The 12,864-nt window shown below is 70.9% G+C and carries 14 protein-coding genes and 1 pseudogene; 1 reads left to right on the forward strand and 14 read right to left on the reverse strand.

Annotated elements, in window-relative coordinates:
* Nucleotides 1-102: 102 nt before the first annotated feature.
* The 11 genes and pseudogenes from H0X00_RS14420 to H0X00_RS14470 all read right to left on the reverse strand — a co-directional run bounded on the left by H0X00_RS14420 (nt 103) and on the right by H0X00_RS14470 (nt 9,237).
* Nucleotides 103-540, reverse strand: coding sequence for a MaoC/PaaZ C-terminal domain-containing protein (locus H0X00_RS14420; protein WP_293772243.1), 438 nt, complete (start codon nt 538-540; stop codon nt 103-105).
* Nucleotides 541-727: 187 nt separating this feature from the next.
* The gene (locus H0X00_RS14425; protein ID WP_293772245.1) at nt 728-1,345 is read right to left on the reverse strand and encodes a TetR/AcrR family transcriptional regulator; all 618 of its coding nucleotides are present in this window, start codon (nt 1,343-1,345) and stop codon (nt 728-730) included.
* Between the two features lie 90 nt (nt 1,346-1,435).
* Complete coding sequence (gene meaB / locus H0X00_RS14430) at nt 1,436-2,185, reverse strand: methylmalonyl Co-A mutase-associated GTPase MeaB (protein WP_293772247.1); 750 nt, start codon at nt 2,183-2,185, stop codon at nt 1,436-1,438.
* Nucleotides 2,182-2,607, reverse strand: coding sequence for a MaoC/PaaZ C-terminal domain-containing protein (locus tag H0X00_RS14435; protein WP_293772249.1), 426 nt, complete (start codon nt 2,605-2,607; stop codon nt 2,182-2,184). Before H0X00_RS14435 ends, meaB begins: the two co-directional genes overlap by 4 nt.
* Nucleotides 2,604-3,032, reverse strand: coding sequence for a cobalamin-dependent protein (locus H0X00_RS14440; RefSeq protein WP_293772251.1), 429 nt, complete (start codon nt 3,030-3,032; stop codon nt 2,604-2,606). Before H0X00_RS14440 ends, H0X00_RS14435 begins: the two co-directional genes overlap by 4 nt.
* Entirely contained in the window at nt 3,029-4,687 is a 1,659-nt protein-coding gene (locus tag H0X00_RS14445; RefSeq protein ID WP_293772253.1) for a methylmalonyl-CoA mutase, read from the reverse strand. The genes H0X00_RS14440 and H0X00_RS14445 overlap by 4 nt, the downstream gene beginning before the upstream one ends.
* Nucleotides 4,688-4,858: 171 nt before the next feature.
* The gene (gene helR, locus H0X00_RS14450) at nt 4,859-7,060 is read right to left on the reverse strand and encodes an RNA polymerase recycling motor ATPase HelR (protein WP_293772255.1); all 2,202 of its coding nucleotides are present in this window, start codon (nt 7,058-7,060) and stop codon (nt 4,859-4,861) included.
* Nucleotides 7,057-7,243, reverse strand: a pseudogene (locus tag H0X00_RS14455) (glycosyltransferase); the annotation flags it as partial. The pseudogene H0X00_RS14455 and the gene helR, both read right to left, overlap by 4 nt.
* A gap of 194 nt (nt 7,244-7,437) precedes the next feature.
* Entirely contained in the window at nt 7,438-8,601 is a 1,164-nt protein-coding gene (locus H0X00_RS14460) for a S8 family peptidase (RefSeq protein WP_293772259.1), read from the reverse strand.
* Nucleotides 8,602-8,749: 148 nt separating this feature from the next.
* Nucleotides 8,750-8,878, reverse strand: a complete 129-nt coding sequence (locus H0X00_RS14465; protein WP_293772261.1) for a hypothetical protein — start codon at nt 8,876-8,878, stop codon at nt 8,750-8,752.
* Nucleotides 8,875-9,237: a hypothetical protein gene (locus H0X00_RS14470; protein ID WP_293772264.1), complete on the reverse strand. Its 363-nt coding sequence runs from the start codon at nt 9,235-9,237 to the stop codon at nt 8,875-8,877. Before H0X00_RS14470 ends, H0X00_RS14465 begins: the two co-directional genes overlap by 4 nt.
* 118 nt (nt 9,238-9,355) lie before the next feature.
* Between H0X00_RS14470 and H0X00_RS14475 the strand changes: the two genes are divergently transcribed.
* Nucleotides 9,356-9,634, forward strand: a complete 279-nt coding sequence (locus H0X00_RS14475; RefSeq protein ID WP_293772267.1) for a hypothetical protein — start codon at nt 9,356-9,358, stop codon at nt 9,632-9,634.
* Here H0X00_RS14475 and hflX read toward each other — a convergent pair.
* From hflX to miaA, 3 genes are all read right to left on the reverse strand, one after another.
* On the reverse strand, nt 9,622-11,079 hold the full coding sequence (hflX, locus tag H0X00_RS14480; protein ID WP_293772270.1) for a GTPase HflX: 1,458 nt from the start codon (nt 11,077-11,079) through the stop codon (nt 9,622-9,624). The genes H0X00_RS14475 and hflX overlap by 13 nt on opposite strands.
* Before the next feature lie 13 nt (nt 11,080-11,092).
* Nucleotides 11,093-12,025 carry a diaminopimelate epimerase gene (gene dapF / locus H0X00_RS14485; RefSeq protein WP_367186635.1) on the reverse strand — a complete coding sequence of 311 codons (933 nt, stop codon included), beginning with the start codon at nt 12,023-12,025 and terminating at the stop codon, nt 11,093-11,095.
* A gap of 14 nt (nt 12,026-12,039) precedes the next feature.
* Nucleotides 12,040-12,864 (reverse strand): tRNA (adenosine(37)-N6)-dimethylallyltransferase MiaA (gene miaA, locus H0X00_RS14490; protein WP_293772275.1); only part of this gene is annotated, 825 nt, incomplete at its 5' end.

Below are 12,864 nucleotides of genomic sequence, written 5' to 3' on the forward strand. Positions count from 1 at the left end.
TCTCCGACCAGCCGACCCCCGCGGCGGCGGCCACCAGCGCGCTCCGCGCGCGGGCGCGAAATTCGGCGTCCGGCGCTGTTGCGCCCGGACCCTCCGGCCCGCTCACCCCAGCTCCCGGGCCGGGACCAGGAAGGTCGCCTCCGCCACGAGGAGCGTGCGGCCGTCGCCGAGGTCGCACGTCGCCTCGACGAAGGCGCGGCGTTCGGTCCCCCGCTCCTCCATGCGCGCCACGGACGCGGTGAAGGTGAGTTGGTCGCCGGGCCAGGCCTGATCCCGGAACCGGGCGGCGTAGCGACGGATGTTCGGCAGGCCCAGCCAGTCGGTCAAGTAGGTCGCCATCATCCCGGCGGCGTACATGCCGGGCGCGAAGACGGACGGGAACCCTACGGCCCGTGCGTAGGTGTCGTCGTGATGGACGGGATTCACGTCGCCCGAGGCGCCCTGGTACCGCACGAAATCGGTCCGGGTGAGCGGCGGCGTCGTGAGGGGCGGGGGGGCCGGGGCGACCGCGGGTTCCCCGTACGCCAACCGGGTGGACATGCCGGACCTCCAGGACGTGCCACGGGGGCTCCCGCCGCTTCGGGAACAGCACCGGCTATGAAGTTAATACTTACTTTGACAGGCGCGGGCCGCGAAGGCAAGCGCAGGCGGAGGAGGCGGCTCCGCGCAGGCGGCTGCGCGGGCCGCCGCAGGGCGGCCCGATCGGAACAGCGGGGACTTCCAGACGCTAGAGCGCGCGCACCAGCAGGTCGGTCAGCTGCTGGGAGATGGCGTCCCCGTCGGGCTTGCGACTGCCGAAATACTCGTTCATGGCAATCCAGTTGTACGTGCCCAGTTGCATGGCAATGATCAGCTCCGGGGTGACGGGCCGGTGCGGCCACCCCTCCAACGCGGAGGCGAGGGAGTCCGACAGGCCGTGCAGCAGCGGCTCCAGCCGCTTCTTATAGAACTTCGCGCCGGCGGCACGATCAGAGAAGAGCGCGACCCCCAGCAGCGGGGCGACCTCGCGCATCTGGGCGAGGACGTCGGCGTTGACCTCGTAGCTGGCCTCCCGGCGGGAGTCGCGGTCCGACAGGCTCGCCATGCTGCCGGCGGATTCGGTCAGCTCGCTGACCAGCTTCTCGACCGGCTCGAGGATGGCGGACTCGAACAACTCCTCCTTCGAGGAGAAGTGCCGGTAGAGCATCGCCTCCGAGGTGCCGGCGAGCTCCGCGATCCGGTTGGTCCGCGCCCCGGAGAAGCCGCTCTCGATGAAGACCTTGCGCGCGGCCTTGAGGATCAACTCGCGCCGGTCCGCCCCATTGACTCGCGTGCGCTTGGGCGCGACAGCCGCGTTCTTGACCACCAGTGGCCTCCCCAGAGTGAGTAGTCGCTACTATGGTAGCGGCCGGGGCCGTGGCCAGCAGCTGTCCGACCACCCGACTCGGCGGGTATTTCAACAGCGGGTGGCGGCGGCGCCGTGTTGGGTAGCTATGTGTTCTCTGTGCTGCCGGATTGCGGCCAGCACGGACTCGACGCCATCACCGGTCTCCGCGGTGCACGGCTGCACCGGCGGCCGCCAGGACCGCGGCGTCGACAAGCCCCTCGCCTCGATCAGCTGACGGGCCGTCAGCTCGATGCCGGGCCGGTCGGCTTTGTTGAGCACGAAGATGTCCGCGACCTCCAGCAGCCCTGCCTTGCTCGCCTGGACGTCGTCCCCGGCGCCCGGAGTGAGGACCACCACCGTCGTGTCCGCCTGACCGGCGACCTCCACCTCCGACTGACCCACCCCGACGGTCTCCACCAGGACCCAGTCGAAGCCGCACGCCCGCAGGGCCTGCACGGCCGGCGGCACCGCTTCCGCCAGCCCGCCGAGCCGGCCCCGGCTGGCCATCGAGCGGATGTACACCCCCGGGTCGTGGGTGTGATCGGCCATCCGGATCCGATCGCCGAGCAACGCCCCGCCGGTGCGCGGGCTCGACGGGTCGACGGCCAGCACGGCGACGGTCTGACCCTCCTCACGCAGGCCCGCGACCAGGCGGCTGACCAGCGTGGACTTTCCGGCCCCGGGCGGCCCCGTGATGCCGACGACGTAGCCCGACCCCGGAGACTCCGGGCCGGCGGCCGCCTCGGCGCCTCGGGCATCGCCGGCCTCGATCCAGGTCAGCGTCCGGGCCAACGCGCGCCGGTCACCGAGCTGGCTCACGCCCGCTTGACCATGATCGTGCGCCGGAACTCCAGCACCAGCACGCCGTCCTGGTTGTGCACCTCGTCGCGCACCAGCAGCAGGTCGCCGGCCTTGTCGGGTTTGGCGATGCGATTCTCCACGACCAACGTCGGGGTGACGGTATCCCCCACCCCGACGGCCGAGCGAAACCGCACGTCCGTCATGCCGATCAGGCCCAACACCACGTCCTTCAGAACCGGCTCGGTACCGGCGACCGCAATCCCGAGCAGCGCCGGGCCGTAGAGCACCCGGCGACCGACCTTGCTCGCCTTCGCGCTCTCCTCGTCGTGGAACAACGGGTTGATCGCACCCATCAGGGCAGGCAGGAACGCGACCTCCGCGTCGGTGATGGTCCGCGAACCGCCGCGGACCCGGGCGCCGATCCCGAGCGTCTCGCTCACCGATCCGCGCTCACGAGCGCCTGCACGCGCGGCGCGAGCTCGGCCAGCGGGGACCGCACGCCGAATACCTCGGCGACGCCCATCTGCCGCAGGACCGCGTCGTCGGTGGCGGAGATGGTGCCGCCTACCACGACGGCGATCTCATCGCGTGCGCCGCGGACGGCCAGCTCGTCGAGCACCTGCTGAGCCAACGCAAGGTGTGCGCCGGACAGGATCGAAAGGCCGATCACGTCGACGTCCTCGTCGACCGCCATGGCGACCACGTCGCGCGCGGTGCGGCGCAACCCGGTGTAGATGACTTCCATGCCCGCGTCGCGCAACGTGTGCGCCACCACCTTGGCGCCGCGGTCGTGCCCGTCCAGGCCGAGCTTGGCGACCAGCACGCGCGTGCGCCGGTCGGTGCGGTTGGTCGCGTCGAGGCTCACAGCGCGGGCTCCTTGAACTCGCCGAAGACGCCGCGCAGGACGTCCACCATCTCACCGAGGGTCGCGTCGGCGCGGGCGCAGTCGATCATGATCGGCATCAGGTTGTCCGTACCCTCGCCCGCGGCCCGCAGGCGGGCCAGCCGACGCTGGGTCTCGACCTCGTCCCGGCCCGCGCGCAGCGCCGCCAGCTGCGCGCGCTGCCGGTCGGCGACCTTGCTGTCCGGGGCGTGGACGACCAGCTCCGGCGGCTCGCCTTGGCCGCGGTGGATGTTCACCGCGACAATCGGCTTCTCCCCGCTCTGCTCCCGGCGCTCAATGTTGTAGGCCGACTTGGCGATCTCGCGCTGCATGTAGCCGCTCTCGATGGCCACCACGGAGCCGCCCATCTCGTCGATCTCGGCCATCTTCGCCAGCACGAGGCGCTCGATCTCGTCCGTCATCGCCTCGACGAACCAGGAGCCGCCGAGCGGGTCGGGGACGGCGGTCGCGTCGGACTCGTACCCGACTATCTGCTGCGTGCGCAGCGCGATCCGTGCGGTGTCCTCGGTGGGGATGTCGAAGGCCTCGTCGTAGCCGGCCAGCAGCATGCCCTGAACGCCGCCCAGCACCGCACCGAGGCAGCCCAGCGTGCCTCGCACGATATTGGTCTCGGGCTCGTGCACCTGGAAGTGGGTCCCGCCGACCGAGGCGGTGACCCGCAGCAACCAGGACGCCTCCTTGCGCGCACCGAACCGGTCGCGCAGCAGCCGGGACCAGATCCGCCGGGCGGCGCGGGTTTTCGCGGCCTCCTGCAGGAAGTCGCCGTAGTAGTAGAACTGGGCCGAGAGCCGGGTCGCGATGCCGTCGATGTCCAGGCCGCGGGCCTGCGCGTTCTCCAGGTAGGTGACGGCGTTGGCGAACGCGAACGCGACCTCCTGGATGGCGTCGGCGCCGGCGTCGCGGATGTCCGGGCCGCGGATCACCAGCGGATAGAACCGGGGCATCTCCGCCGAGCAGAACTCCAGGATGTCGCAGACCATCCGGATACCGGCCCCGGGCGGGTAGATCCAGGTGCCGCGCGCGACGTAATCTTTGAGCACGTCCGTGGTCATCGAACCGTTGATCTGACCCGGGGTGATTCCCTGGCGTTCCATCGCGGCCAGGAACAGCGCGAGCACGAACGGGGCGGTGCTGTGGGCGTTGAGCGAGATGCCCATCTGCTCCACCGGCAGACCCGCGAACATCCGCTCGAAGTCCTGGGCGCAGTCCACCGCGACACCGACCCGGCCGGCCTCGGGCACGGCCTCCGGGTGGTCGGAGTCCATGCCGACCTGGGTCGGCAGGTCAAAGGCGGCGCTGACGCCGTTGTTGCCGTGCGCGAGCAGGAACTGCCAGCGGGTGTTGGTGCTCTCGGCGTCACCGAAGCCGGAGTACAGGCGCATCTGCCAGAGCCGGTCGCGGTACATCGCCGGATAGACGCCCCGGGTGTAGGGGAACTCGCCGGGCAGGCCGATGTCGCGGCCGTACGCGGCGGCGTCGACCTCGCCGTCGGTCGGGGCGTAGAGGACGTCCAGCGGCGCACCCAGCAACGACGGCCGCTCGGTGACAGTGGCCAGCTTGGCGGCGTGCTTCTCCCGCCAGGCGGCCATGCCCTCGGCCAAGGACTCGTCAGTCATCAGAGCTCAGCCCTTCAGCGACAAGTCGTAGTACGGAGCTTGCTCAGCACCGCACGCGCGCCCTCGGCGGCGCTGCGGCCGTGCCGCAGAGCCTCGGTGCCTCCGGATCGGCATGTCGGAAATGGTAGTGGTTACTGACTTACATATGCAAGGAACTCGTTGGGCTGGGCGCTAACTGCCGAGAATCACCAGCTGCCGGGTGGCCCGGGTCATGGCGACGTAGCGGTCGACCGCGCCCTCGATGCCGCCACCGAACTCGTCGGGGTCGATCAGCACGACCAGGTCGAACTCCAGCCCCTTCGCCAGTTCCGGCGTCAACGAGCGCACCCGCGACGTCGCTTCGAAGACGGAGGCACCGGCCGGGCTGATGACGCAGGCCACGCCTTCGTCGTTCTCGGCGACCCAGGTGTCGAGGATCGACGCCAGCTCGTCGACCGAGCCGAACCCGACGGGGATGCCGCTGCTGCGGATCGAGGTCGGGACGTTGGCGTCGGGAAGCATGGCGCGGATCGCCGGCTCCGCCTTGGCCATGATTTCCGTCGGGGTCCGGTAGTTCACGCCGAGCGAAGCCAGGGTGATCGTCTCCAGCCCGACCCGGTTCAGCCGTTCGTGCCAGGACTCGATGAACCCGTGCCGGGCCTGCGCCCGGTCCCCCACGATGGTGAAACTGCGGGACGGGCAGCGCTGCAGCAGCATCTGCCACTCCGCGTCGGTGAGTTCCTGGGCCTCGTCGACCACGATGTGCGCGAACGGCCCGGCGAGGGTGTCGACGGCGACAGTGGGCAGGCCCGACTCGTCCTCCAGGGCGTTGCGCAGGTCGTCTCCCGTCAACATCCACATGCCGGCTTCCAGGTCGTCGTCGGCCTCGATCAGGTTCTGCACGACTCGGTCCATCTGCTCGCGGTCGGCCGCGATCGCGGCCTGGCGTCGGCGCTGTACGCGCGCCGCCTCCGGGTCGCCGAGCTGCTCCCGGGCCGCGTCGAGCAGGGGCAGGTCGGACACCGTCCAGGCCGAGCCCTCCGGGCGTTGCAGGACGCGGACCTCGTCGGGGCTGAGCCAGGGCGCGCACTTGCGCAGATAGGCCGGCACCGCCCACAGATCGGCGATGAGGTCGGTCGCCTCCAGCAGCGGCCAGGCCCGGTTGAACGCGGTGAGCAGGTCGCGGTTCGCCAGCAGCGAACGCCGGAGCTGGTCGACCGGGAGTTCCTCCTCGTCGCCGGTGTGCGCGTGAACCTGCTTGTCCACGATGAGCGTGACGAGTTCGTCCCAGATCGTCCCGCGCGCATCGTTGTGCGGGGCGCCTGGATCGGCCGCCTCGAAGACGTCGCGCCACTCGTCGGCGCTGATGGGCACGTCGCCCCACGGCGTCTCGACGGTCATCGCGGTGGTCGGCGCTTCCTCGTAGATCCGCACTGCCGCATCGACCGCCCGACCCCACCAGGCGGAGGACTTCAGCCGGCCCACCTCCGGGTCGGCCTCGACCGACGCCGCGACCCCCTCCGCGACGAGGTCGCGCACGGTGCACGTCAGCACTCCCTCCTCGCCCAGGCTGGGGAGCACGTCGGCGACGTAGGCCAGGTAGGGCCGGCTCGGGCCGACGAACAGCACACCGCCTCGGCTCCGATTCAGCCGGGGATCGGAGTACAGCAAATAAGCGGAGCGGTGCAACGCGACGACGGTCTTGCCTGTGCCCGGGCCGCCGTCGACCACCAGGGCACCACGAGAACTCGCGCGGATGATGGCGTCCTGGTCGGCCTGGATCGTGCCGAGCACGTCGCGCATCTGCTCGGAGCGGTTGCTCCCCAGGCTCGCGATGAACGCGGACTGGTCGTCGAGCGCGGCATGCCCGATCAACCCCTCCGCGGTGAAGACCTCGTCCCAGTAGTCGTTGATCCGGCCCCGGCTCCACCGGTACCGGCGCCGGCTGACCAGCCCCATCGGATTGGCGTGGGTCGCGCCGAAGAACGGCTCGGCGGCGGGGGTACGCCAGTCGACCAGGAGCCGAGCGCCGTCGCTGTCGGTGAGGCCGAGGCGGCCGATGTAGACGGGCTCGGCATCGCTGTCGGCGACCATGTGCCCCAGGCACAGATCCAGGCCGTACCGGCGCAGGGTGCGCAGCCGGGCGGTCAGCCGGTGGATCTCCAGGTCCCGGTCCATCGCCGCCTGCCCGGTACCGGCCGAGACCGACACCACCTCCGCCTCGCCGGCCGCCCGGCGAGCGACGTCGAGGCGCTCGGACAGCTCGGCGATGGATCGCTCCAGGCTCTCCGCGATGGCGGCGAAGTGCCGCTCGTCCGCGGCAATGAGCGCCGGGTCCGCCTTGGCCTTGAGGTTGTCGGGCAGGTCGAACGGGGTGGTGGTCAGAGGGCTCACGTCCTGTCGGTGATCGAGTCGAGGACAAGCTTCGCGGCCGAGGCGGCCCCGTCGGTGCGGATGGTCCCGGCCACGTCCTTCGCCCGGGTCCCAGTCTCGGGGGTCAGGGCGATGCGCAGCGCCGCGGACAGCGACCCCACGGTGGGCGTGGGCGGCGCCGATGCCCAGGGCCGCGAAACGGCCGCCATCGGTTCCACATCCCCGCGCGACCCGTAGGTCGACAGCACGACACGCATAATTCGCGGCCCCCAAGTCCGTAGGCCGGTGATTCTGCGGTGTCACCGGGGTCTTGCCGCAAGCCCCGGGGTGCGCTATACGTTAGAAAGGGAAGGAGCGGGGAGCTCCTTCCCTTTCTGTTTGCTACGGACCGTCAGGCCTCAGCCAGCCGCGTACAGCAGCGCGTTCGGCGACTTGTCCCTGACCTTCAGGCCGGTCACCACGTTCTTGGTGGAGTTTGCGACCAGGGCGCTGCGGACCGTCGCGGGCGACGTCGTCGAGGCAGCTCCGCCCAGGTACAGAGCGGCCGCGCCGGCGACGTGCGGAGCCGCCATCGAGGTGCCCGAGATCGTGTTCGTTGCCGCGTCGCCGGTCGCCCAAGCGCTGGTGATGGCCACACCAGGCGCGAACAGGTCGAGGCAGGAACCGAAGTTCGAGAACGAGGCGATGCGATCGGTCGTGTCGGTGGCGCCGACCGTGAGCGCGTCCGTCACCCGGCCCGGCGACTCCCTGCAGGCGTCCCGCTTGCTGTTGCCCGCCGCGATGCTGTAGGTGACCCCGTCCGCGATCGAGTTCTTGACCGCCAGGTCCAGGGCGCTCGAGGGGCTGCCGCCGAGGCTCATGTTCGCGACTGCCCGCTCACCTGCGTCGTGGTCGGCGGTGACCCAGTCGACGCCGGCGATCACGCCGGAGGTCGAACCCGACCCGGAGCAGTCGAGGACGCGTACGCCGACCAGCGAAACGCCCTTCGCGACGCCGTGCGTACGACCGCCGATGGTGGCCCCGACGTGCGTGCCGTGCCCGTTGCAGTCCGCTCCGGTACCGCCGACCTTGTCAGTGCCGATCCGGGCCCGGCTCTGGCCGAAGTCATCGGCGAAGTCGGCATGGGTGACCCGCAGCCCGGTGTCGATGACGTACGCAGTGACGCCCGCATCGGTTCCGGCATAGGTGTACGACGACGACAACGGCAGGGCGCGCTGGTCGATGCGGTCCAAGCCCCACGGCGGCGTGGCCTGGGTGTCGGTGACGCTCATCTGGCCGTCGGCCTCGACGGACCGGACGCGCTTGTCCCGCATCAGAGCGCCCAGGTCACCGCTACGGACCGAACCGGCCCAGCCTTTGAGTGCGTTCTGGTAGACGAACTTGACCGAGCCACCGTGGCGCTTGGCCTGCTCGGCCGCGACCGCCTTCGGGTTGGCGACCGAGTCGGCGAACACGACGATCACCCGCTGGGTGTCCGTGGCCGACTCCGCGGTGGCCGGAAACGCCGCCGCCATGCCGGCCGTGAGCGTCAGGACGACAAGACCGATTCGCGCCGTACGCATATCCGCCCCCAAAGGTACGGCGACGACCGCCGCGCGATGACACTGTCCCGCGTCTTCGGCCCGAAGGCGGTCGATCATGAGAATCCAGGTCCTGGCGACCAGGATTCGGACCAAGGTCAGGCTGACGGACCCGCACAAACCGGGCATTTCACTCGATCGGTTCCTGAGCCAGTCCGACGCAGATGGCGCAGATGGATCCGTCCGGGGTATTGACCGTCCACCCGATCCGGGGATCCACGACGGCCAGGTGGAGCAGGGCCGTCAGGGCGCGGCTCACGCGACACCCCCCAGCGCGAGGGGCACCGACGCGCCGGTATCGGCCAGCCCGAGGATCGCGGCGGCACCCGAGGTCGCCGACACCAGGATCTGATGCGGGGTCAGTCCTAGCCCATCCTCGCCGATCAGGGCACCGAGGTCGCGTGGGTAGTCGCCGAACGGACGCGTCGGGACGCCGGCGTCGATCCCCGAGAGCATCGGAGCTCCGGCAGCCAGCAGGCGTCGCCTGGCCGCACGGATCAGCGCCTGCCTCGCCCGGAACCGCTGGGCGATCGGGTGGGCCGCGAGCACGGGATCCTCTTCGATGCGCCGGTAGCTGTCCCCTTCGGTCGGGCAGAACGCGATGCCGGCGGCGGCCATTGCGTCCCCTACGGTGCCCACGGCCTCGGCGGCGCCACTTCGCCGGCGATCACGACCTGGCCGCCGAGCGCCTGCGCGAGCTGCTGCACGTGTTGCGCCAGCTCTCACGACCCGCTGGGTGAAGGAGGCACTGCACGTCACGGCCCTGACCCTCGACGCCACCGGACGGCACCAGCACGTAGTGCCGCTGCTGGACGCCGCCGAACGCGGCGGGTTCTACCTGACCGAGACGCCGGGCGGCACGCTGCCGTGCATCGCCGAGGCCGTGGATGCGGCCCGCCGTCGCGCGATCGCGGCCGGCGTCCCGCGCCCGGCGCCGGACATCCCCACCGACAGCCTCGACGAGGTCCTGGCTCTCGCCCTGGATGCTCTCGACCAGTCGGCTCAGACCGCGTAGGCGAGCAGCTCAGCGGCCAACGCCTGCCCGACCCGGGCGCGCAGGCGGGTGCCGGTCTCGGTGTGCTCCTCGGTCAGCACGTCGCCGTGCTGGTGCACCTTGGAGACGAGGTCGCCCCGGTCGTAGGGCAGCAGCACACCGACCTCGACGTCCGGGCGCGGGATGGTGTGCTCCAGCACCGCGAGCAGCCCGTTCATGCCCGTGCCGGTGCGCGCCGAGACCACAACCGCGGTCGGCTCCCGGCGGACCAGGCGCTCCAGGACGTACGGGTCGGCGGCATCGGCCTTGTTCACCACCACGATCTCGGGGATGTCGTTGGCCCCCTCGACCTCGGCCAGCACCGCACGCACGGCGACGAGCTGGGCCTCGGGGTCCGGGTCCGAGCCGTCGACGATGTGAAGGATCAGGTCCGCCCCGGCGATCTCCTCCAGGGTCGAGCGGAACGCCTCGACCAACTGGTGCGGCAGGTGCCGGACGAAACCCACCGTGTCGGTGAGCGTGTACTCGCGGCCCTCGGGCGTGGTCGCCCGGCGCACCGTAGGGTCCAGGGTCGCGAACAGCGCGTTCTCGACCAGGACGCCGGCGCCGGTGAGCCGGTTCAGCAGCGAGGACTTACCCGCGTTGGTGTAGCCGACGATCGCGACCGACGGCACTGCGTTGCGGCGTCGGTCCTGGCGCTGGGTCTCCCGGGCCGTGCCCATCTGCGCGAGTTCGGCGCGCAGCTTGGCCATCTTGGTACGGATCCGGCGACGGTCGGTCTCGATCTTCGTCTCACCGGGACCACGGCCGCCGATGCCGACGCCGCCGGCCGCCTGGCCACCACCCTGGCGGGACATGGACGCACCCCAACCACGCAGGCGCGGCATCATGTACGCCATCTGGGCCAGCTCGACCTGTGCCTTGCCCTCGCGGGACTTGGCGTGCTGGGCGAAGATGTCGAGGATCAGTGCGGTCCGGTCGATGACCTTGACCTTGACGACATCCTCCAGTTTGGTCAGCTGAGAGGGCGTCAGTTCACCATCACAGATGAGGGTGTCCGCGCCTTCGGCGACGATCGCATCGCGGAGCTCCTTGGCCTTGCCGGAGCCGACGTACGTCGCCGGGTCGGGCTTGTCGCGGCGCTGGATGAAGCCGTCGAGCACCAGCGCACCCGCCGTCTCGGCCAGCCGGCGCAACTCGAGCATCGAGCCGTCCGCCTCCGCCGCGGTGCCCTCGGTCCACACCCCGACCAGCACGACCCGCTCGAGCCGCAGCTGGCGGTACTCGACGATCGAGACGTCGGCGAGCTCGGTGGACAGGCCTTGGACGCGACGCAGGGCCTGCCGGTCGGCGAGGTCGAGCTGGTCACCGTCGAAGCCCGTGTCGTCGAACTCGACCTCGGCAGCTGCCTCGAAGTCATCGGAGTCGGAGTCGTCGAACTGCGATTGCGGTGAAGTGCTCGTCATACCGTCCCTGTCGTCAAACTGTTGAACTGGCTGTCGAACTGGCTGTCGAACTGGCTGCTGCGGTTGCCACCTCAGGGTGGCACGGATCCGCTGCGGAACTCGACCCGAATTCCGTGCCCAGCAGCCAATCGCCGTCGGCCACCAGCACGGCCGGGCCGGTCATCTCGACCCGGCCTTCCGTGGTCAGCGCGATCAGCAGCGGCCCACCGGGCTGCTCGACGCGGTAGGTGGTGGGCGCGTCGTTGCCGCCGCGTCGGGCGGCGGCGACCATCACAGCGCACGCGCCGGTGCCGCAGGCGCGGGTCTCCCCCGACCCGCGCTCGTGCACCCGCATGGCCACATGCCGCGGGCCGCGCACGATCACGAACTCGACATTGACCCCCTCCGGAAACGCACCCGGCGTCACCTGAGGGGCCGTCAGCAGATCGCCGGCGTCGTCGAGGTCGTCGACGAACACGACAGCGTGCGGGTTGGGCATCGTCACGGCGAGGGCGGGCCAGCTGCGGCCGCCGACGGTGACGCTGAGCGCCCCGAGGTCGGGCAGCGCGTACTCGCCCATGTCGACGGTGATGTCGCCGGTGCGCTCGCAGCTCACGGTGCGCACACCGCCGCGGGTGGCGATCGGGAAGGTTCCCGGGGCCTGCAGCCCGGCATCGACGAGATAGCGCGCGTAGACCCGGATCCCGTTGCCGCACATCTGGGCGATCGAGCCGTCGGAGTTGCGGTAGTCCATGAACCAGTCGGCCTGGCCGCGGTAGGCCTCGGCGTCCGGCTCCAGGTCGACCGGGACGACGCGCAGGACGCCGTCGCCGCCGATTCCGGCCCGCCGCTTGCAGAGCGCGGCGACCGTGGCGGCGTCCAGGGGCTGGGCACCGTCGAGGTCGGGAATGAGCACGAAGTCGTTCTCCGTGCCGTGTCCCTTGACGAAGCGGAGCCGGGCCCCAATAGATGTCACAGCGTTCAGGGTACGGATCCGGCGCGATCCGTGCCCGCCGCCGACCCCGCCGGCGAAGGGGTGGCGATCGCGGCGAGCGCGGCGTCGAGCAGGTGCGGGTGGTCGGCAGGGAGCCAGTGCACCCGGGCATCCCGGCCGAACCAGGTCATCTGCCGGCGGGCGAACTTGCGGGTGGTGCGCTTGGTCTCCGCCCGCGCGGTCTCCTCGTCGCACGTCCCGTCGAAGAACTGCAGCACCTGGGCGTAACCGAGCGCCTTGCCCGCGGTGCGGCCCTCGCGCAGCCCCCGGGGCAGCAGGGCGCGGACCTCCTCGACCAGACCGGCCGCCCACATCGCGTCCACCCGCTCGTCCAGGCGGCGGTCGAGCGTCTCGCGCTCGGCCCCCAGGCCGATCTGCACCGCGGGGCGCAGGTAGCGGGGTTCGGGCAGCGCCGCGGCGAACGGGCGCCCGGTGAGCTCGATGACCTCCAGCGCGCGCACGATCCGACGTCCGTTCTGCGGTTGGATCCGTGCCGCGGACGGGGAATCGCGGGCGCGCAGCCGATCGTGCAATATACCCGGCCCGAGCCGGTCGAGTTCGTCCTCCAGCCGCCCGCGCACCGCGGGGTCGGTACCGGGGAAGCGCAGGTCGTCGAGCACCGCACGCAGATACAGGCCTGATCCGCCGACGAGCACCGGCACCGTGCCGCGGGAGTGAATCGAGGCGATGGCCGAGCGCGCGAGCGTCTGGTACGCCGCCACGCTCGCCGGCTGTGTCACGTCCCAGACATCGAGCAGGTGGTGTGGCACGCCCTGTCGCTCCCCGGGGGAGAGCTTCGCCGTACCGATGTC

Source organism: Sporichthya sp. (assembly GCF_013815995.1).
Lineage (GTDB): Bacteria > Actinomycetota > Actinomycetes > Sporichthyales > Sporichthyaceae > Sporichthya.